This is a genomic window from Ensifer sesbaniae, from assembly GCF_013283665.1.
In the GTDB taxonomy this organism is placed as follows: Bacteria; Pseudomonadota; Alphaproteobacteria; order Rhizobiales; family Rhizobiaceae; genus Ensifer; species Ensifer sesbaniae.
On record NZ_JABEKU010000001.1, the window covers coordinates 2,736,443 to 2,755,259 of the forward strand.

The following is an 18,817-nucleotide window of genomic DNA, read 5'->3' on the forward strand; positions in this document are numbered from 1 at the left end:
TTTTACTCCGCCGGCACGCCAATGCCGGACCGAAACAGGCTGCGCTCCACGGCGCGCTTCTCCGGGCGGTGACGCGTCAGCGCCAGGATGAAGCCGGCGGTGACGCAGATCGCCACCATGGACGAGCCACCATAGGAGATCAGCGGCAGGGTCATGCCCTTGGCCGGAAGCAGTTCGAGGTTCACGCCGATGTTGATCATCGACTGGATGCCGATCTGGAGAACCAGGCCGGCAACGGCGAACCGGTTGAAGTCGTTGCGCTCGCGGAAAGCGTGGTTGAGGCCGCGCATCACCAGGAAGGCGAAGATCAGCACGATGACCATGCAGAAGACGATGCCGAATTCCTCGGCCGCAACGGAGAAGACGAAGTCGGTGTGGCTGTCCGGGATGATGCGCTTGACGATGCCCTCGCCCGGACCGCGCCCGAACCAGTCGCCGCGGATGATCGCCTCGCGTGCCGTGTCCATCTGGAAGGTATCGCCCTCGCCCGTCAGGAACTTGTCGATACGGGCCGCCACGTGCGGCAGCATCGTATAGGCGACGAAGAAGCCGCCGAGCGCCGCGCTGCCGAGCAGGATGATCCAGAGCCAGGGCATGCCGGCCATGAAGAACATTCCGCCCCAGACCGCGGTCGTCAGGATCGTCTGGCCAAGGTCGGGCTGGGCGACGAGAAGCGCTGCGACGATGCCGAAGAGCAGGATGGCAAAGAGATTGCCCGGGATTTCCGGCTGGCGCGCGTGCTCGGAAAAGAGCCAGGCGCAGACGACGACGAAAGCCGGCTTCATGAATTCCGACGGCTGGATCGAAATGCCGGCGATCGAAAGCCAGCGCATCGAACCCTTCACCTCTTCGCCGATGAAGAGCACCAGCACCATCATCGCGAGCGACCCGCCGAGAAGCAGGATCGCGGCGCGCCTGACCTGGCGCGGCGAGAGGAAGGAGATGCCGACCATCACCACAAGCGAAGGCAGCAGGAAGAGCGCGTGGCGCTTGACGAAGTGGAAGCTGTCGAGGCCGATGCGCTCGGCGACCGCGGGGCTTGCGGCGAAGGACAGCATGAAGCCGACGCCCATCAACAGGATGAAGGTCGCCAGGAAGAACCTGTCGATCGTCCAGAACCAGTCGGCCACGGGGCCACGTTCGGCTCGGCTTACCATCTTGTCAGTCCCCTTCTCCGGCGCCCGTCGCGCCCCACGTCCGAAACCTCGGCATCACGTCCGCTTGGCCCTCGCGCCGGATGGCGCGCTGGACCGGGCGGCGTCAGATCAGCATCGTCACGCCTTCGATCGCGCGCACATGGCCGACGAAGGCATCGCCGCGCACCTCGAAGTTCTTATACTGGTCGAAGCTTGCGCAAGCCGGGGATAGCATCACCGCCGAAGGGCCGGCTTCGTCCTTGCCGGCCTCGGCCGCCGCGTGTGCCACCGCCTGCTCCAGCGTGCCCGAAATCTCGTAGGGCACCGCTTCGCCGAGCGTCGCCGCAAAGGCCGGCGCCGCCTCGCCGATCAGGTAGGCCTTGACGATCTTCGGGAAGAACGGCGCAAGCGTCGTGATGCCGCCCTCTTTCGGCAGGCCGCCGGCAATCCAGTAGATCCGCTCGTAGCTCGAAAGCGCCGGGGCCGCTGCATCCGCATTGGTCGCCTTGCTGTCGTTGACGAAGACGACCGCGCCCTTGCGTCCAACCGGCTGCATGCGGTGCTTGAGGCCCGGGAAGCTCTTGAGCCCGGCGCGGATCTCCGCCTCGCTGACGCCGACCGCGAGGCAGGCGGCAATGGCCGCCGCCGCGTTCTGGGCATTGTGGCCGCCGCGCAGCGTCTGGATGCCGTCGAGATCGACGAACAGGCTCGCCGTGCCGCCTTCGGCTCTCATGATGCGCGAGCCTTCGGCATAGAGACCATTGGCGAGCACATGGCGGCGCGAGATGCGCACCGTCCTCGTGCCGGCGCGCTCCACCCGATCGGCAATCAGCGCTGAGAAGCTGTCATCGACGCCGACAATGGCCGTGCCGCTGCCGGCGACCAGCCGCTCCTTGATGTCGGCGTAATGCTGCATCGTGCCGTGGCGATCAAGATGATCAGGCGTCAAGTTGAGCAGGATCCCGGCGGTCGGGTTCAGCGTCGGCGCCAGGTCGATCTGGTAGGACGAGCACTCGACCACATAGAAGCGACCGGCTTTCGGTGACTCGAGGGTCAGCACCGCCGTGCCGATGTTGCCGCCGAGCTGGGTATCGCGGCCGCTTTCCCTGAGGATATGGGCGATCAGCGCCGTCGTCGTCGATTTGCCATTGGTGCCGGTAATGGCGATGAAGGGGCAATCGGGCGAGTGCGCCCGGCGCTCGCGCACGAAGAGCTCCACGTCGCCGATGATCTCGACGCCGGCTGCATGGGCGAGATCCACCGTCCAGTGCGGCTTCGGATGGGTGAGCGGCACGCCGGGCGAAAGTACGAAGGCGGCAAAAGCGGCCCACTCGACCGTGCGCAGGTCCGCCGTCGGCACGCCGGCGGCCGCAGCCTTCGCGACGCTATCCGGATTGTCGTCCCAGGCGGTGACCTCGGCGCCGCCGGCGACCAGTGCCTCGGCCGTCGCAAGCCCCGAACCGCCAAGACCGAAGAGAGCGACCTTCCTACCCCTAAATGTGGTGACCGGGATCATCGTCCACTCACCGCAGCTTGAGGGTGGAGAGGCCGATCATCGCCAGGATGACGGCAATGATCCAGAAGCGGATCACGACCTGGCTCTCGGTCCAGCCCTTCTTTTCGAAGTGATGGTGGATCGGCGCCATCAGGAAGACACGGCGGCCGGTGCGCTTGAACCAGAAGACCTGGATGATGACCGACAGCGTCTCCATGACGAAGAGGCCGCCGATAATGACCATGACGATCTCGTGCTTGACGGCGACGGCGACGGTGCCGATCAGGCCGCCGAGCGCCAGCGAACCGGTGTCGCCCATGAAGATTGCCGCCGGCGGCGCGTTGAACCAGAGGAAACCGAGACCGGCGCCGATGACGGCGCCAAGGATCACGGCGAGCTCGCCGGTGCCCGGCACGAAATGGATCTGCAGGTAGTTGGCGAAGACGGCGTTACCGGCGAGATAGGAGATCAGGCCGAAGGCGGCCGCCGCGATCATGACCGGCACGATCGCAAGGCCGTCGAGACCATCGGTCAGGTTCACGGCATTGCCGGCGCCGACGATGACGAAGCCGCCGAACAGCACGAAGAAATAGCCGAGATTGAGGATGAGGTCCTTGAAGAAGGGGAACGTGACCGAGGAGCCGAAGGTGGAACCGGCCGCACCGCTCGAAAGCGAGGCCTGCATCATGAAGAACACGGCAATCGCCGCGATCACGAATTCGATGCCGAGGCGCGCCTTGCCGGAGAAGCCCTTCTCCGATTGCTTGGTGACCTTGAGGTAGTCGTCATAAAAGCCGATGGCGCCGAAGCCGAGCGTGACGAGCAGGGTCGAGACCACATAGACGCTCGAAAGATCGGCCCAGAGCAGCGACGAGACGACGATGCCGGCGAGGATCATCAGGCCGCCCATGGTCGGCGTGCCGGCCTTCTTGAAATGCGTCTGCGGCCCGTCGGCGCGGATCGGCTGGCCCTTGCCCTGGCGGATGCGCAGCGAGGCGATCATGGCCGGGCCGAACAGGAAGACGATCATGGCCGAGGTGAAGAGCGCCGCACCCGTGCGGAAGGTGATGTAGCGAAAGAGATTGAAAAACTGAAAGTGGTCCGCCAGTTCCACGAGCCATATGAGCATAAGGGACCTTTCCCCAAAGGTTTAGTAATACACGTCGTCCAACAGAATCATCTGAAAAACGATACGCATTACAGCGCCGCGCGTCTAACTGGACGCGCAAAGGTCGCTGCAACATTTTGGTCCGCTGCATGATTTTGCCCTTAAATCGATTCCGATTTAACGAATTATGCAGCAGCATGCGAAAGTGTCAGGGCGCGCCCGCCTAACTCCAGGCCGTATCTACGGCGCCTGTCATGGGCGGCAGTGCCGGCACTGTTTCGCGCCGGCTATCCCTCGGCCCCGGATCCTTCGGCTTGCGCCGCCGGATAGGCTTCGATCAGTGCCTGCACGATCTTGGCGCAACCGGTCCCCTTCGACGACTTGACCATGACGACGTCGCCGGGCGCCACTGCGGCCAGCGCGTAGGACTTCAGGTCCTCGACGCTCTCGCGGTAGATCACGGAGACTTCCGGCGGCAGAGCATCACGCAGATGCGCCATCAAAGGTCCGGCAAGCCAGACGTCGGTGATCCCGGCCTCGATCAGCGGACGGGCGAGTGCCGCATGCACCTCGGCGGCATGTTCGCCCATCTCCAGCATGTCGCCGAGCACGGCGACACGGCGGCCGCCGGCCGGCGGTTCGCTGTCGCGCAGCAGCGCAATCGCCGCCCGCATCGAGCTCGGATTGGCATTGTAGCTCTCGTCGATCAGCTTCAGCGTGCCGGTCCCGATCGCAAGCGTATGGCGCCGGCCCCTGCCCGTTTCGGCCTGCATGGTCGCAAGCGCCGAAGCCGCATAGTCGAGATCGGCACCGGCAAGCTTCACCGCCGCCAGAACCGCAACGGCGTTTTCCGCGATGTGCCGTCCGGGCGCCCCGATCGCCACTTCCAGCGTGCGACCGCCAATGCCCGCCCAGAGAATGGAGCCTTCCGGACCGCCGCTGAACTCGACCAGCCGGAATTCAGCCTTTGGATTGGCACCGAAGGAATGGATATGGCTGACGCCGGCCGCGGCCGCCGCGTTTTCCAGAAGCTTGTACTGCGGGCTGTCATGAATGATCAGCGCATGGCCGCCATTGACGACGCCCTCGAAGATCTCGGCCTTGGCCTCGGCAATTTGGTCGAGACTCTCGAAATTGCCGAGATGGGCGGCGGCGATGCTCGTCACCATGGCCACATGCGGCCGCACCATGGCGGTCAGCGGCCGGATCTCGCCCGGATGGTTCATGCCGATCTCGAAGATACCGAAATCGGTTGCCTCGGGCATGCGCGCCAGCGTCAGCGGCACGCCCCAGTGATTGTTGAAGGAGGCGACCGAAGCATGCACGCGGCCCTGGGGCTTGAGCACATGGCGCAGCATCTCCTTGGTCGTGGTCTTGCCGACCGAACCGGTGACGGCAATGATCTTGGCGGCGCTGCGGTCGCGCGCGGCACAGCCGAGACGGATCATCGCTTCGAGCACGTCGTCGACGACGATCATCGGTGCATTCAATCGTCCGAGCGCCGGCAGCTTGCCTTCGCTGACGACGAGCACCGCCGCGCCGTTGGCGAGCGCGATGCCGGCATAGTCGTGGCCATCGACCCGGTCGCCCTTGATCGCGAAGAAGGCTTCGCCCTTGCCGATCGAACGGCTGTCGATGGAGATCCCGCTGATGCCTTCAGGCAGGCTGCCGACCGGCCGGCCGTTCATCGCGGCCAGGAGATCGCTGCTTGTCCAGAGCCAGTTCAAATCACAAGCCTCCCAATGCCTTGCGGACCTCCGCATGATCCGAGAAGGGCAGCGTCACCGAGCCGATCGTCTGGCCCTCCTCGTGTCCCTTGCCGGCTACGATCAGCGTGTCGCCGGTCTTCAGCATGCCGACCGCCGTGCGGATCGCCTGGGCACGATCGCCGATCTCGATCGCGCCCTTGGCCGCAACCATTATTTCGGCCCGGATGACCTCGGGGATCTCCGAGCGCGGATTGTCGTCGGTAACGATCGTCACGTCGGCAAGCCGCGTGGCGATCTCGCCCATGATCGGACGTTTGCCCTTGTCGCGGTCGCCGCCGCAGCCGAAGACCACGACGACGCGGCCGGTCGTGAACGGGCGGACCGAGGCGAGCACGTTTTCCAGCGCATCCGGCTTGTGGGCATAGTCGACATAGGCAAGCGCGCCGTCCTTGGTCTGACCGACCAGTTCGAGGCGGCCGGAGGCGCCCTGCAGCTTCTCGAGCGCGGAGAAGGCGGCCTTGGCACCGATGCCGGTCGACATGGCGAGACCCGCCGCGACCAGCGCATTCGCCACCTGGAAGTCGCCGGCGAGCGGAATGTGGATTTCGAAGATGTCGTCGCCGACATGCACTTCGGCCGATTGCTTGTGGCGGAAATGCTCGACGCGCTTCAGCGAGATGAAGTCGCCCTTGCGGCCGACGGTACGCACGTCGAGCTTTGCCTGGCGGGCGGCGGCAATCGCCTGGTCCGACCATTGGTCGTCGGCAAAGATCACCGCCGGCGCGCCCTTCGGCAACAGGGCATTGAACAGCCGCATCTTGGAATCCATGTAGTGCTCGACCGTCGGATGGTAGTCCATGTGGTCGCGGCCGAGATTGGTGAAGGCGGCGGCCGAAAGGCGCACGCCGTCGAGACGGCTCTGGTCGAGGCCATGGCTGGAAGCTTCCATCGCCGCATGGGTGACGCCGGCATCGGCAAGTTCTGCGAGCAGCTTGTGGAGCGACACCGGATCGGGCGTCGTCAGCGAGCCGTAATCGTTGCGGCCGGGGGCGACGACGCCGGTCGTGCCGATCATCGCGGCAGCGAAGCCCGAATGCGCCCAGATCTGGCGGGTGAAGGAGGCGACCGAGGTCTTGCCGGCCGTGCCGGTCACGGCAACCATGGTTTCCGGCTGGCGGCCGTAGAAGGCCGCGGCGGCGCGCGCCAGGAACGCGCGGGGCTCCGAGAGCTTCAGCACCGGCACCGACGAGGCATCCACGTCCGAGTCCGCTTCCGTGACGACGGCGACCGCACCGCGCTTAAGCGCGTCGGCGATATAGGTGTTGCCGTTGGCCTTGCTGCCGGCAACCGCAACGAAGAGATCCCCTGGTTGAACCTGCCGACTATCGGCCGTCAGTCCGGCAACGTCGATTTCGGCGGCAGCGCCGCCCAGTTGCGCCGAAAGTTCCGGGAAGTTCGATCCCGCCAGCTCTTTGATCTTCATGAACGCACGTCTCGCATCGATTTCGATCCGCAAGAATCGCGAATCGTCCGCTTTCTCATTTCATGTCTAATAAGACACAAGCAAGGCAGAACCGTCTTCTCCAAACTTTGGTTCGACACCGAGCAGCGGCGCAGAGCGGCTTATGATGTCACGAACCATGGGAGCTGCGTTCGAGCCCGCCGTGCGCCCGCCACCCTCGCCGGTCTTCGGCGCGTCGATGAAGGTGAGCACGATGTACTTCGGATTGTCGATCGGGAAGGCCGCGAGGAAGGCGTTGAAATTCTGGTCGCTGGCATAACGGCCATTGACCACCTTGTCGGCCGTGCCGGTCTTGCCGCCGACGTTGAAGCCCGGCACCAGCGCGCGCTTGCCGGAGCCGGCGATGCCGTTCCAGCGCAAGAGGAAGCGCATGTCGTCGCTGGTGCTCTTCTTGACCACGGTCGTGGCGAGCTCGTCGGCCTGCGCTTCCGTGCGCGGCAGGAAGGTCGGCGGGATCAGCTTGCCGCCATTGACGAGTGCCGCACCGGCAACCGCCGTCTGCAGCGGCGTCGTCGAGACGCCGTGCCCGAAGGAGATGGTGACCGAGTTGATTTTCTTCCATTCGCGCGGCTGGGTCGGGGATTTCACCTCCGGCAGCTCGGTCGGCAGCTTCGAAAGCAGGCCGATGCGCGTCAGGAACTCCTTGTGGCCGGGGATGCCGACGAGGTCGGCGATTTTCGCGGTACCGATGTTCGACGAATACTGGAAGATTTCCGGAACGGTGAGCACGCGGCGCTTGCCATGGAAGTCCTTGATGGTGAAGCCGCCGATGCGGATCGGCGCCGAGGCGTCGAAGCTGTCGTTCAGGGTGACCTTGCCGGAATCGAGGCCCATGGCGATGGTGAAGGTCTTGAAGGTGGAGCCCATTTCGAACGTGCCGTTCGACATGCGGTTCATCCAGCCCTCTTCCGCCCCTTCAGCCGGCTTGTTCGGGTCGTAGTCGGGGACGGAGGCCATCGCCAGCACTTCGCCGGTGTTGACGTCGAGCACGACGGCACCTGCGGCCAGCGCCTGAAAGTTCTTCATGCCGGCGTCGATGACGTCGCGCACGATGTTCTGCACGCGCACGTCGATCGAGAGCTTTACCGGCTCGAGCTTGGCGTCGCTGGTCATGCCGATCGCGGCAAGATCGGCGAGACCCTGGCTGTCGATATAGCGTTCCATGCCGGCAACGCCGCGGTTGTCGATGTTGACGTGGCCGAGGATATGCGCGGCGGTGTGGCCGCCGGGATAGAAGCGGCGCTTTTCCGGGCGGAAGCCGACGCCGGGAATGCCGAGCGCCAGAATGTCGCTCTGCTGCTTCGGCGTGAGCTGGCGGCGCAGCCACTGGAAGCGCGATTTCGACTTCAGCTTGTTGTAGATCTCGCGCGCGTTGATGTCAGGCAGAACCGTCGACAGGCGCTCGACCGCCTCGTCGGCATCGACGATCTTGTGCGGCTCGGCATAGAGCGAGACGGTGCGGATATCGGTCGCGAGGATCTCGCCGTTGCGGTCGAGAATATCGGGGCGCGAGGCCATCAGGTTGTCGGCGCGGCCGATGCTCGAAACCGTTTCAGGCGCTGCCATGCCGTATTGTACGAGGCGCCCGCCGATGACGGCATAGACGATGCCGAAACTGGCGATCACGATGGCGACGCGGTTCTTCGCCTGGTTCGTGGTCTTCTTGCGCGTCCCCTGGAAGGTGACGTTGAGGCCGCTTTCCGCGGGGCGGTTGTTGCCGCCTGCCGAGAAATGCGCCTTGCTCTTCAATACCATGATGCGGGAGAGAAACGACATCAGCGCGCCACCGAGCCAGTTGCCATGTTATCGGTCTTGTTGATGATGGCCGCGACGCCGTCCTTCGCAGCCTTTTCGTCTTCAGGCACCGGCAGATCCGCCTTCAGCATCGGCAGTTCCTGCGGCTGGGCGAGCTGCGTCGAAGGCGTCGGCGCCAGCTGCAGGTCGGCCCCGAAAGCGCCGACGAGACGCTCCAGGCGGTTCGGCTGCGTCAAGAGCGCCCAGTCGGCGCGAAGCAGGTCGATCGTGTCTTCCTCGAGCTTGATCGCCACGTCGAGCTTGCGGACTTCCTCAAGCTTGTTTTCGGCGCGGTGCTTGATCGTATAGGTCACCGTCGCAGCGGCCGTCATGACGACGATCAGAACGATATCGAGCGTTCGAAGCATGTCTTGTCAGCCCCCCAACCTTGCAAGGCTCGCCAGTTCCGGCAGATTGAAAATGGATAGATCGTTTCCCGGCGACGCGGCTTGCGTGCGGATCCCGGCGCGCAGCTTTGCGGAGCGGGCGCGCGGATTGAGGGACGCTTCTTCCTCGCTGGCCGCCACCATAGGCTTGCCAACTGGCGTGAAGGTTGCGGCGCGCGCGGAAACCATGGGCAGGTGGCGCGAGCCGCTGGCCTTGCCGGAACGATCCTGGAAGAAGGCCTTGACGATGCGGTCTTCGAGCGAATGGAAGGTCACGACGACAAGGCGACCGCCCGGCTTCAAGACCTTTTCGGCGGCAAACAGCGCCTGGGCCAGCTCTCCGAGCTCGTCATTGACGAAAATGCGCAGCGCCTGGAAGACGCGCGTGGCCGGATGGATCTTGTCTTTCGCCTTGCGCGGCGTCACCACCTCGATCAGGCCGGCGAGGTCGCGGGTCGTCTCGAAGGGCTGCTCGGCCCGGCGCTTCTCGATCGCGCGGGCAATGCGGCCCGCCTGCTTCTCTTCGCCGAGAAAGCCGAAGATGCGGATGAGGTCGGAGACCTTGGCGCGATTGACGACGTCGGCCGCCGAAACGCCGGATGCCGACATGCGCATGTCGAGCGGCCCCCTTTTCTGGAAGGAGAAACCGCGCTCGGCTTCGTCGATCTGCATGGAGGACACGCCGATATCGAGCACGACGCCGTCGAGCCCTTCGGCCGGCGCATGGGCGGCAAGATCGGAGAACTGCGCATGAATGAGCTTCAGCCGGCCGGCCCACTCGGCAACCTGCTTCTCACCTGCAGCGATCGCCGTCGGGTCGCGGTCGAGCGCGATGACGTCGGCACCGGCCTTCAGGATTGCCGAGCTGTAGCCGCCGGCACCAAAGGTGCCGTCGAGGATGACCTTGCCGGGCTGAGGCTCGAGCGCCGCAAGAACTTCCGGCAAGAGGACGGGAATGTGACGAACCGGTCCGCCTTCGGCTTCAGGAATACCTCCGCCTTGTTCCGTCACCATTCCGCCTCTCCATTCTAGTCTGGACGCAACCCTCGTGACTTGCGCCCTTCCCGGGCCACCGCCTGCGCCTTCATGAAGGCCTGCGGCTCCCAGAGCTGAAAATAATCGCCCCGCCCGACGAACATCACGTCGGTCGAGATTCCGGTGAAGTCGCGGATGAAATCCGTCACCATCAACCGGCCTTCCGGATCGAGCTTCACGAAGACGCCGCCGCCATGAACGAGCAGCGACATCTCGTTGGCCTCCGGGGAAAACGGGTCCTCGGCCGCCATCTGCTTCTCGAACCGATCCAGGAGTTCCGGCCCACCGACACTGATCGCCGGAAAGACGAAATCCTGGAAACAGTATAACTCCCGCACACCCCCATCCGACAGCACGGAACGAAACGCCGAGGGAACGGAGACCCGCCCCTTCGCATCGATCCGATTGGCAGCATGTGACAAGAAGCGGTTCATAACGCGAAACGGCCGCCCAAGACTGACGGGCCACGATCATCGACCCGCGCAAACACGTCACCGCACACACAAGACACCCCCGCAGGACACTGGAATGTCCACCCACCCTCCGAAGCCGGAAGGCACTGGAATCTTGCGATGTTGGGCTGCGAAGCAGCCCCTGCGCAGTGCCATTATGGGATAGCATGGGACCATATGGGCGTCAATGGGATTGGGCTCGTAAACAGCCATCGGACTGATCAAATATTGATAGGTTGTTAAGTTTAACGAAGGGTTACGAAGAGACCCCCACCGTCCGGGAATGCGACGGCAGAACGGCTTCAAATCGTTGAAAAATCAGAATGTGAGCAAGAGCGCAGCTATGTGCCCGCGCAGCGGCGCTTGCGCGCCATCGCAAAAGGGAAAAGCACAGCGGCAACGAAAGAACCGCGTGCATCGACGGCGTCGCCGGCGCGAAAAATGAGGCGTGTCTGACCCGATTTGCGAGCGCCGATCAGGGAGTTCAACGAGAGCACCCGCAGAGAAATCGTCACGAAAGGACCCGCTGACGCGCAACCTGTCAGCGTTTGCCGCACACATCTGCAGCGGAGAGAAATCGCCAGTTGGCCTGTAAGCCGGGTTCTGTATGGCCCCGCAACCCGAAGGCAACGGAACGTGGCAGCCATTCATCTGGGACTGCGCTTGCACGCAGCCTCTTGCAACCCACCCGGATGACTGGCCCGGAAACAGGCTGGGCGCTTGCGCGCCCGCGTCATCCCTATTCGGTCTTGCTCCCGGTGGGGTTTACCGTGCCGTCCATGTCGCCATGTCCGCGGTGGGCTCTTACCCCACCCTTTCACCCTTACTCCGCCAAGCGGAGCGGTTTGCTTTCTGTGGCACTTTCCCTGAGGTCACCCTCGCCGGACGTTATCCGGCACCGTGCTTCCGTGGAGCCCGGACTTTCCTCCCCCCGCGGCCTTTCGGCGCTTGCGGAGAGCGGCTGCCCGGCCAACTGGCACGCGCTCCTTAACGCAAGCCCCCGCCCCGCGCCAGAAAAAACAGCGCGGTTTGCAGCGACCATGAGCAGGATAAGGAGGCTTACGCTCTATCTCCGCCCTTATGTGGGGATCGAACCGACCCCAATCATCCCCAATCAGCGGAAAACGACGGAGAAATCCGCGTCGTATTCGGCCTCGTCGATCCGGCCGTCAAGCACGAGGGCCGCGCCGAGCCGGCCGATCTCGTCGGAGCTCTTGGCCGCCTGGCCGTTGCCGCCGGTGACAACGGCGATGCGACTCCCCTCGGCAAAGCCGATATAGGGCAGCCCATGCCGGGTGAACGAAGTGACGCAGGGCGAAAAATGGGTGGAAGCCGGCCGGAAGCCCGGCATCACCTCGGCCAGCAGCCCACGCAAGTGCTCTGCCGCTTCCGCACCGCCCGGCCCGCGGAACCATTGCCGCACCGCCGGCTCGCCGTCGAGGATCCGGTCGGTCGGATCGCCGCCGATCTTGATGTAGTGTTTGCCGTCCGCATAGCCGACCGGCGGCAGCAGGTAGTAGCTTTTCTCCTGCTCCGGCGCCGCCCCGATGAGTGAGGGCATTCCCTCGAAATCGGGCAGGTCTTGGTTCGCCACCTCGGCAAAGAGCACGGTTCGCGCCTTGACGGTGAGGTCGATCGGCCGCGGCAAGAGCGCGGCGGAAATGGAGAAACCGCCGGCGGCAACGATCACCCGGCCGGCAGCGAAATGCCTCCCGTCGACCATCGTGACGACCACGCGGTCGCGGACCTCCGCTACGGCCGCAACCTCGCTGCGTACGATCCGGGCGCCCGCCTTCTCGGCGCATACCGTCTGCGCCGCGACCAGCGCCCGCGGGTTGATGTAACCCGCCCCGCGCCTCTCGTGGACGCCGGCGGTGCCTGGCGGAAAACGGAACCAGGGAAAGCGCTGCGACAGCGCTTCGCCATCATAGAGCGGCGCCTCGACGCCGAGCGCATCGCGCGCCTTTTCGACCTCTTCGATATAGTCGTAGGATGATCCGGGCGCCGGCCCGGCGATCAGGCAGCCGACTTCGTGGTAGAAGGCGATGCCGCTTTCGCCTTCGATTTCGCCGTAGCGCTCGATCGAACGCCTGGCGAGACGCGCCCAGACCGGATCGTGGTCGATCGTGCGGGTGATGCGGGCATTGTCGTAGTGGCTGGAAAAGACGCCGGCATGGTTGGCCCAGTCCGCCGGCTCGTCCGGACCGATCAGCGCGACCCTGGCCCCCGAAAGCGCCAGGTGGCGGGCGGCCGCAGCGCCCATCATCCCCTTGCCGACGACAATGAAATCAAAGCTTTCCGACATGCCGCTCCTCGCACCGTTTACTCGAGGGGAGATAGCACGCCGGCGCCGATATGGCACGATGGTTCTAGGGATTTCCGTGTGCGCCGGAACGCGAGACCTGTCCGGCTGGAGCATCCGCCATCACCGGGCGCGGCTGGCGGATGAAGCTCTTTGGCTGCGCGGCGAAGGCTCGCTGCGCCGGTCATGCCATCGGTCAGTTGATGATGTCCTGGACCTTGCCGCAATAGCGCTTGGAAACCGGGTTCATGCGCTTGGCACCGTGGCCGGCGTTGTATTTGAGGACCGTGCCGCATGTGGTGCCACCGGACAGCTCATGCGCCACGGCAAGATACTTCATGCCGAACTTGATGTTGGTTTCCGGATCGTAGAGGCCCTTGGAGGAACCGGAATAGCCCATCATGCGGGCGGTAGCGGGCTTGATCTGCATCAGACCGATTTCGCCGGCGCTGCCGCGCGCCTTGGGATTGAAGTTGCTCTCGACCTTGACGATCGCATGCGCCAAGTCGATCGGAACGCCGTACTGCTTGGCGTAGGTCTTGATCAGCCCCGTATAGTCAGCGCTCTGGAGGAGATCCGGCTTGGGATAGCCTGTGGTACGGGTGACGGACTGGATGGACGAGGTCTTGATGGTTTTGTCGACATTCCCCGCATACGACGTACCCATCCCGGCGAAGAACATGCCAAGGCATGCCGCCACCGCAGCAACAGACGATATTCTCATGTAGTTTGAATTCTCCGGTCTGGGGAATGGACCGAAGCGCACCCCGCTTCGAGCCTCACTTCCCGATCGTTTCATTCACAGGAAGTGAGCGTTGCGCCCTGATGCTCCTGCAGTTCCAATGGAGCGGGAAATGAATGCCGCATCATGGTAAACATGTGGCAAAGCTAAAAATTTGTGCCCCGAATTTCTGCAGAAGCGCCGTTACGACGAAAAAATCTTCCGCGTCAGGCGGTGAATTGCGGTAGGCCGGAGAGCAGGCGGTGCAGCGTATCGATGGTTGAGATATCGGCGATGCCATCGACCCCTTGTTGTCGGAAGTGCCGCTGGAAAGCGGCGACGGCGCCTTCGGTCTTCTCACAGAATTCGCCAGTCACATCAACGCCATAGCCATAGAGCGACAGCATCGACTGGATGGCCTCCACCGGCTGGCCCCGGTCGCCACGCTGAAAAAACCGCCCGCCGCCGATCGGGGCCGGTTCCACCCAGTGGCCGACCCCCTCGCGATGAAGAATGTGCCACGGAAATTTTTCTCCCGGATCGACCTTGCGAATGGGGGCGATATCGCTGTGTGCGAGCACTCTTTCCGGCGCGATCGACCAGCGTTGGCCACAGTCGCGACACAATTCTACAACCGCCGCGATCTGCTTCTCCGGAAAGTCCGGCAACCCACCCGGGTGACCGGGGTTGGCGATCTCTATCCCGATCGAGCAGGAGTTGATGTCGGTCTCGCCCTTCCAATAGCTCTTGCCGGCATGCCAGGCACGGCGTGCCTCCGGCACGAGCTGATCGACGCGCCCATCCTCGTGGACGAAATAGTGGCTGGAGACTTGGCTCTCCTCGCGGCAGAGCCATTCGAGCGCCGAGGCTCCCGTCGGCATGCCGGTATAATGCAGAACGATCATATCCGGGGCGCGCTGGCCGACGCGGTCGCCGAAATTGGGCGATGGCATGAAGCGTGCACCCGGATAATCGCAGTATTTCGAGGTCATGCGGCCCGGCGTTCTTTCTCGATCGCCTCATAGGCGGCGTTCAGCGCCGCCATGCGATCATTGGCGATCGCGTGGAATTCTTGCGGTACGCCGCGAGCCACCAGCATGTCCGGATGGTTCTCTGAGACGAGCACCCGGTAGCGCTTGCGGATATCGGCGAAATCATCCTTACGCGAAACGCCGAGAACCTGATAGGGGTCACGGCCGTCGCCGTGAACGTGACGGGCCATGATCCGCGCGAAATGCGCCTCGTCCATGCCGAATATATCGGCCACGCGCATCAGGAAGGCGAGCTCGCGCTCGTGCACCGCCCCGTCAGACTTGGCGATATGAAAGAGGCCGTCGACGATATCCTCGAGGATCGGGCAGTTCTTTTCGCAGGACGAACACAGCGACGCCATCTTCTCGGCATAGGCCTCGTAACCGGCGACGTCCTGGCGCGCCAGATTATAGAGACGGGCGACGTTCTGCGCCTGATCCGGCGGAAACTGGAAAATGTCGCGGAAGGCGGCCACCTCGGCCTCGGTCACGACGCCGTCGGCCTTGGCCATCTTGGCCGAAAGCGCGATCATGGCAACGGAGAAGGCCACCTTGCGCCGCGTTTCCGGATCGCCCTCGAACAGGGTGCGCACGGCCTCGACCACGCCGGCAAGCGCATTGCCGGTGGCGGTAACGATCTTGAGGAGGCTGTCCCAGAATGACATGCGAGGTTCCCTGTCTCTCCACCCTATAGCATGGACCGATGTGGTGGCAAATTGCAAGCAGTGCGCGGCCCGAACCACGAGGATGACGAATTTGTGATGGCCCCTCACTATTGTCAATCCATCGATTGGAACTTGCGACAGCCAGCCGACAGAAAGCTGTTACCGCGGGAACAGCTTTCAATAAAAAGGAGATGTTCTCGCCGCCCTGAAAATCAGCAACTGCACCGTTCGCGACCGCCTCAGAGCAGAACCACCCGGACCGCGGCCTGCGACAATCCGCGCGCATCTGCCCTGCCCAGCCATTGCAGCCTTCATTGGCTCCTGGCGGCAGCGCCTCGACACAACATCCACAGGCCCGTCATTTAATTTCCATCTGATTTGCGTTATGGAGGCCCCACCCATCGCATGCCAAAATCCCGAGGAGGAAACATGGCCAAGAAAAAAGTCGCAATGCTGACGGCCGGCGGGCTCGCGCCCTGCCTGTCATCCGCCGTTGGGGGGCTGATCGAGCGCTACACGGACATCGCGCCCGAATACGAGCTGGTCGCCTATCGCTCCGGCTACCAGGGCCTGCTCTTGGCCGACCGCATCGAGATCACGCGCGACATGCGCGAGAAGGCGCACATCCTGCATCGCCATGGCGGCTCGCCGATCGGCAACAGCCGCGTCAAGCTCACCAACGCGGCCGATTGCGTCAAGCGCGGCCTCGTCAAGGATGGCGAGAACCCGCTGCGCATCGCCGCCGAGCGGCTTGCCAATGACGGCATCTCGATCCTGCACACGATCGGTGGCGACGACACCAACACGACGGCAGCCGACCTCGCCGCCTATCTCGGCGCCAATGGCTACGACCTGACCGTGGTCGGCCTGCCGAAGACCGTCGACAACGACGTCGTGCCGATCCGCCAGACGCTCGGCGCCTGGACGGCGGCCGAATACGGCGCCCGCTTCTTCGACAATGTGAGCAACGAGCAGAGTGCCGCACCGCGCACGCTGGTCGTGCACGAGGTCATGGGCCGCCATTGCGGCTGGCTGACCGCGGCCACCGCCCGCTCCTACATCCAGACGGTCGACGACAAGGAGTTCGTCGACGGCTTCATGATGAACCGCCAGATGAAGAACATCGACGGCCTTTATCTGCCGGAGATGAAATTCGATCTGCAGGCCGAAGCCGATCGCCTGCGCAAGGTCATGGACCGCACCGGCTTCGTCACGCTGTTCGTCAGTGAAGGCGCCTGCCTCGATGCGATCGTCGCCGAACGGGAAGCCGCCGGCGAAACGATCAAGCGCGATGCCTTCGGTCACGTGAAGATCGACACGATCAATGTCGGCAACTGGTTCTCCAAGCAGTTCGCCGCTCTGCTCGGCGCCGAGCGCTCGATGGTGCAGAAGTCCGGCTACTACGCCCGCTCCGCACCGGCCAACGGCGACGACCTGCGCCTGATCCAGAGCATGGTCGACCTCGCCGTCGAAAGCGCGCTCAACAAGGTCTCGGGCGTCACCGGTCACGACGAGGACCAGGGCGGCAAGCTGCGCACGATCGAGTTCCCGCGCATCAAGGGCGGCAAGCACTTCGACACCTCGGTCAAGTGGTTCGGTGAGGTCATGGACGTCATCGGCCAGAAGTGGCAGGCGCAGAACTGACACTCATGGGCTTCGGCGCGTCGCCTGTTGCGGCGCGCCGAAGGCCCCTGATTTCGAGATTGACGGTTCCGCGTTTCCGTGGCTGGCTCGGCAAATTCATTGTCGAGAACCCTACAGCGCCGCGCGTCTTCAAGACGCGCTAAGGACGCGCGGCGCTGTAGGCGCGCTGCTTGCGACCTCTGCCGCGATCTTCACCGTGCTGAAATGGGTGGGCGCCGCCTATCTCGTCTGGCTCGGCATCAAGCTCTGGCGCGCACCGGTGGCAGGCGGAGGCGACGCCGGCCTCGAGACCACCGCCACCGAGCGGCCGCTGCGCATCTTCTTCCATACCTATGCGGTGACCGCATTGAACCCGAAGAGCATCGTCTTCTTCGTCGCCTTCCTGCCGCAGTTCCTCGATCTGACGCAGCCGCTCTTCACCCAGATGGCGATTTTCGAGCTCACCTTCCTGACACTCACGATCCTCAATGCCAGCCTCTATGCAGCCCTTGCGACCGCTGCGCGCAGCACGATTTCCAGGCCGAACATCCGCCGGATCGTCAACCGCGCCGGCGGCTCCATGCTCATCGGCGCGGGGCTTCTGACGGCGACGATGAAGCGCGCCTCGGCGTGAAATTGTCGCCTGCGCTTGCCGCCGCCAGCCTCATAGGTTAATGGAGATTCACTCTCGGCGGCTGGCAACCGCTGATTTGCAGGGGGCGACGGGGCCCAGAAGCACGAAAGTGACAGAATGGCGAAGTACCGTATTTCCCTTTCCAAACAGACGTTTGGCGTGGCAGCTATCCTGTCGGCGACCATCGTCTCGGGATGCTCGACGGTAGAGCACACGTCGCTCGAGGAATTGACGGCCGTACAGACGGTCACCCCGCTTGCAAAGCCCGGCACTGAAATGACGGCCTACGCGCTGCCAACGCCTGACGGTGTGGCCACCGCGACGAGCGCCGCGCTGACGGCACAGACAGCCGTCCAGGCATCGGGCATCGCGGTCACCTATCCGGTCGCGGCCGACCTGGCACAAGGCGCCGAAGCCGCCCCGGCGATGGTTGCTGTTCCCGCCTCCAAGCCGGGCAGCACCATGGCGCTTGCCATGGTCGCCCCGACGACGCCTGCCGTCGCCAATGCAGAAACGGCAGCCGCGGCCGTTACCCAGGTTTCGGCCAATGCCTCGCAAGTGCCGGCACCGGCCTCTGCAGAAGTTGCGACCAAGACCAGCCGTGTCCAGGATCTTCCGGTTTCGACGCTTGCGGTTGCCGCCGCGATGGAATCGGACTTCGATACCGGCGAGCCCGTCGGCCTCGAAACGCTGGTCGCCAACCGCATGATCGTGCCGACCGAGCGTCCGAAGACAGGCGTCATCGGCTCGACGGTCGCAGCCGTTGCCAGCGTCATTCCGGATTCGATGAAGCTCAGCAAGGCGCCGACGAGCTCGCGTCCCGACCTCGACAAGCTGATCAAGTATTATGCCGATCTGAACGGCATTCCGGTCGAGCTGGTTCACCGTGTCGTCAAGCGCGAGAGCAACTACAATCCGCGCGCCTACAGCAACGGCAATTACGGCCTGATGCAGATCCGCTACAACACCGCCAAGGGCCTCGGCTACGACGGTCCGGCGGAGGGCCTGTTCGACGCCGAAACCAACCTCAAATACGCGACGAAATATCTGCACGGCGCCTGGATGGTGGCCGACAACCAGCACGACGGCGCGGTCAAGCTCTATGCCAGCGGCTACTATTACCACGCCAAGCGCAAGGGCCTTCTCGAAGAACTCGGCATGAAGTGAGCCAAGGCCGCTTGAGCCAAGCTCAGGTGATTTTGCG

Annotated in this window: 15 protein-coding genes, 1 other RNA gene and 1 pseudogene; 3 read left to right on the forward strand and 14 right to left on the reverse strand. The window is 63.9% G+C overall.

What is annotated here, in order from left to right:
- Positions 1–2: 2 nt before the first annotated feature.
- From ftsW to BHMPCIPO_RS13410, 14 genes are all read right to left on the reverse strand, one after another.
- Complete coding sequence (gene ftsW, locus BHMPCIPO_RS13345; RefSeq protein ID WP_173517194.1) at positions 3–1,157, reverse strand: putative lipid II flippase FtsW; 1,155 nt, start codon at positions 1,155–1,157, stop codon at positions 3–5.
- 103 nt (positions 1,158–1,260) lie between these two features.
- The gene (gene murD / locus BHMPCIPO_RS13350; RefSeq protein WP_173517195.1) at positions 1,261–2,652 is read right to left on the reverse strand and encodes a UDP-N-acetylmuramoyl-L-alanine--D-glutamate ligase; all 1,392 of its coding nucleotides are present in this window, start codon (positions 2,650–2,652) and stop codon (positions 1,261–1,263) included.
- Between the two features lie 7 nt (positions 2,653–2,659).
- Positions 2,660–3,760 carry a phospho-N-acetylmuramoyl-pentapeptide-transferase gene (mraY, locus tag BHMPCIPO_RS13355; protein ID WP_173517196.1) on the reverse strand — a complete coding sequence of 367 codons (1,101 nt, stop codon included), beginning with the start codon at positions 3,758–3,760 and terminating at the stop codon, positions 2,660–2,662.
- A gap of 266 nt (positions 3,761–4,026) precedes the next feature.
- Positions 4,027–5,466 carry a UDP-N-acetylmuramoylalanyl-D-glutamyl-2,6-diaminopimelate--D-alanyl-D-alanine ligase gene (locus tag BHMPCIPO_RS13360; RefSeq protein ID WP_173517197.1) on the reverse strand — a complete coding sequence of 480 codons (1,440 nt, stop codon included), beginning with the start codon at positions 5,464–5,466 and terminating at the stop codon, positions 4,027–4,029.
- A 1-nt stretch (position 5,467) separates the two neighbouring features.
- On the reverse strand, positions 5,468–6,931 hold the full coding sequence (locus BHMPCIPO_RS13365) for a UDP-N-acetylmuramoyl-L-alanyl-D-glutamate--2,6-diaminopimelate ligase (protein ID WP_173517198.1): 1,464 nt from the start codon (positions 6,929–6,931) through the stop codon (positions 5,468–5,470).
- A 66-nt stretch (positions 6,932–6,997) separates the two neighbouring features.
- Positions 6,998–8,746: a peptidoglycan D,D-transpeptidase FtsI family protein gene (locus BHMPCIPO_RS13370; protein ID WP_173517199.1), complete on the reverse strand. Its 1,749-nt coding sequence runs from the start codon at positions 8,744–8,746 to the stop codon at positions 6,998–7,000.
- The gene (ftsL, locus tag BHMPCIPO_RS13375; protein WP_173517200.1) at positions 8,746–9,132 is read right to left on the reverse strand and encodes a cell division protein FtsL; all 387 of its coding nucleotides are present in this window, start codon (positions 9,130–9,132) and stop codon (positions 8,746–8,748) included. Before ftsL ends, BHMPCIPO_RS13370 begins: the two co-directional genes overlap by 1 nt.
- Before the next feature lie 6 nt (positions 9,133–9,138).
- Complete coding sequence (rsmH, locus tag BHMPCIPO_RS13380) at positions 9,139–10,164, reverse strand: 16S rRNA (cytosine(1402)-N(4))-methyltransferase RsmH (protein ID WP_173517201.1); 1,026 nt, start codon at positions 10,162–10,164, stop codon at positions 9,139–9,141.
- A gap of 14 nt (positions 10,165–10,178) precedes the next feature.
- A complete protein-coding gene (mraZ, locus tag BHMPCIPO_RS13385; protein ID WP_173517202.1) occupies positions 10,179–10,619 on the reverse strand; it encodes a division/cell wall cluster transcriptional repressor MraZ in 441 nt (146 codons plus the stop codon).
- Between the two features lie 594 nt (positions 10,620–11,213).
- An RNA gene (rnpB, locus tag BHMPCIPO_RS13390) (RNase P RNA component class A) lies at positions 11,214–11,614 on the reverse strand.
- Between the two features lie 137 nt (positions 11,615–11,751).
- On the reverse strand, positions 11,752–12,942 hold the full coding sequence (locus tag BHMPCIPO_RS13395; RefSeq protein ID WP_173517203.1) for an NAD(P)/FAD-dependent oxidoreductase: 1,191 nt from the start codon (positions 12,940–12,942) through the stop codon (positions 11,752–11,754).
- A gap of 193 nt (positions 12,943–13,135) precedes the next feature.
- Entirely contained in the window at positions 13,136–13,663 is a 528-nt protein-coding gene (locus tag BHMPCIPO_RS13400; RefSeq protein ID WP_173517204.1) for a lytic transglycosylase domain-containing protein, read from the reverse strand.
- A 224-nt stretch (positions 13,664–13,887) separates the two neighbouring features.
- Complete coding sequence (locus tag BHMPCIPO_RS13405; RefSeq protein ID WP_173517205.1) at positions 13,888–14,652, reverse strand: N-acetylmuramoyl-L-alanine amidase; 765 nt, start codon at positions 14,650–14,652, stop codon at positions 13,888–13,890.
- Positions 14,649–15,356, reverse strand: coding sequence for a J domain-containing protein (locus tag BHMPCIPO_RS13410; protein WP_173517206.1), 708 nt, complete (start codon positions 15,354–15,356; stop codon positions 14,649–14,651). The genes BHMPCIPO_RS13405 and BHMPCIPO_RS13410 overlap by 4 nt, the downstream gene beginning before the upstream one ends.
- A gap of 429 nt (positions 15,357–15,785) precedes the next feature.
- Between BHMPCIPO_RS13410 and BHMPCIPO_RS13415 the strand changes: the two genes are divergently transcribed.
- From BHMPCIPO_RS13415 to BHMPCIPO_RS13425, 3 genes and pseudogenes are all read left to right on the forward strand, one after another.
- Positions 15,786–17,000, forward strand: a complete 1,215-nt coding sequence (locus BHMPCIPO_RS13415) for a pyrophosphate--fructose-6-phosphate 1-phosphotransferase (protein WP_173517207.1) — start codon at positions 15,786–15,788, stop codon at positions 16,998–17,000.
- Positions 17,001–17,157: 157 nt separating this feature from the next.
- Positions 17,158–17,613: pseudogene (locus BHMPCIPO_RS13420) on the forward strand (LysE family translocator); the annotation flags it as partial.
- A 117-nt stretch (positions 17,614–17,730) separates the two neighbouring features.
- Positions 17,731–18,780, forward strand: coding sequence for a lytic transglycosylase domain-containing protein (locus BHMPCIPO_RS13425; protein ID WP_173517208.1), 1,050 nt, complete (start codon positions 17,731–17,733; stop codon positions 18,778–18,780).
- The last annotated feature ends 37 nt before the right edge of the window (positions 18,781–18,817 follow it).

Excerpts from the sequence above, each read along its gene's own strand:
- ftsW (WP_173517194.1), bottom strand. The coding sequence starts at position 1,157 with ATGGTAAGCCGAGCCGAACGTGGCCCCGTGGCCGACTGGTTCTGGACG.
- murD (WP_173517195.1), bottom strand. The coding sequence starts at position 2,652 with ATGATCCCGGTCACCACATTTAGGGGTAGGAAGGTCGCTCTCTTCGGT.
- mraY (WP_173517196.1), bottom strand. The coding sequence starts at position 3,760 with ATGCTCATATGGCTCGTGGAACTGGCGGACCACTTTCAGTTTTTCAAT.
- BHMPCIPO_RS13365 (WP_173517198.1), bottom strand. The coding sequence starts at position 6,931 with ATGAAGATCAAAGAGCTGGCGGGATCGAACTTCCCGGAACTTTCGGCG.
- BHMPCIPO_RS13370 (WP_173517199.1), bottom strand. The coding sequence starts at position 8,746 with ATGTCGTTTCTCTCCCGCATCATGGTATTGAAGAGCAAGGCGCATTTC.
- ftsL (WP_173517200.1), bottom strand. The coding sequence starts at position 9,132 with ATGCTTCGAACGCTCGATATCGTTCTGATCGTCGTCATGACGGCCGCT.
- rsmH (WP_173517201.1), bottom strand. The coding sequence starts at position 10,164 with ATGGTGACGGAACAAGGCGGAGGTATTCCTGAAGCCGAAGGCGGACCG.
- mraZ (WP_173517202.1), bottom strand. The coding sequence starts at position 10,619 with ATGAACCGCTTCTTGTCACATGCTGCCAATCGGATCGATGCGAAGGGG.
- BHMPCIPO_RS13395 (WP_173517203.1), bottom strand. The coding sequence starts at position 12,942 with ATGTCGGAAAGCTTTGATTTCATTGTCGTCGGCAAGGGGATGATGGGC.
- BHMPCIPO_RS13400 (WP_173517204.1), bottom strand. The coding sequence starts at position 13,663 with ATGAGAATATCGTCTGTTGCTGCGGTGGCGGCATGCCTTGGCATGTTC.
- BHMPCIPO_RS13405 (WP_173517205.1), bottom strand. The coding sequence starts at position 14,652 with ATGACCTCGAAATACTGCGATTATCCGGGTGCACGCTTCATGCCATCG.
- BHMPCIPO_RS13410 (WP_173517206.1), bottom strand. The coding sequence starts at position 15,356 with ATGTCATTCTGGGACAGCCTCCTCAAGATCGTTACCGCCACCGGCAAT.
- BHMPCIPO_RS13415 (WP_173517207.1), top strand. The coding sequence starts at position 15,786 with ATGGCCAAGAAAAAAGTCGCAATGCTGACGGCCGGCGGGCTCGCGCCC.
- BHMPCIPO_RS13425 (WP_173517208.1), top strand. The coding sequence starts at position 17,731 with ATGGCGAAGTACCGTATTTCCCTTTCCAAACAGACGTTTGGCGTGGCA.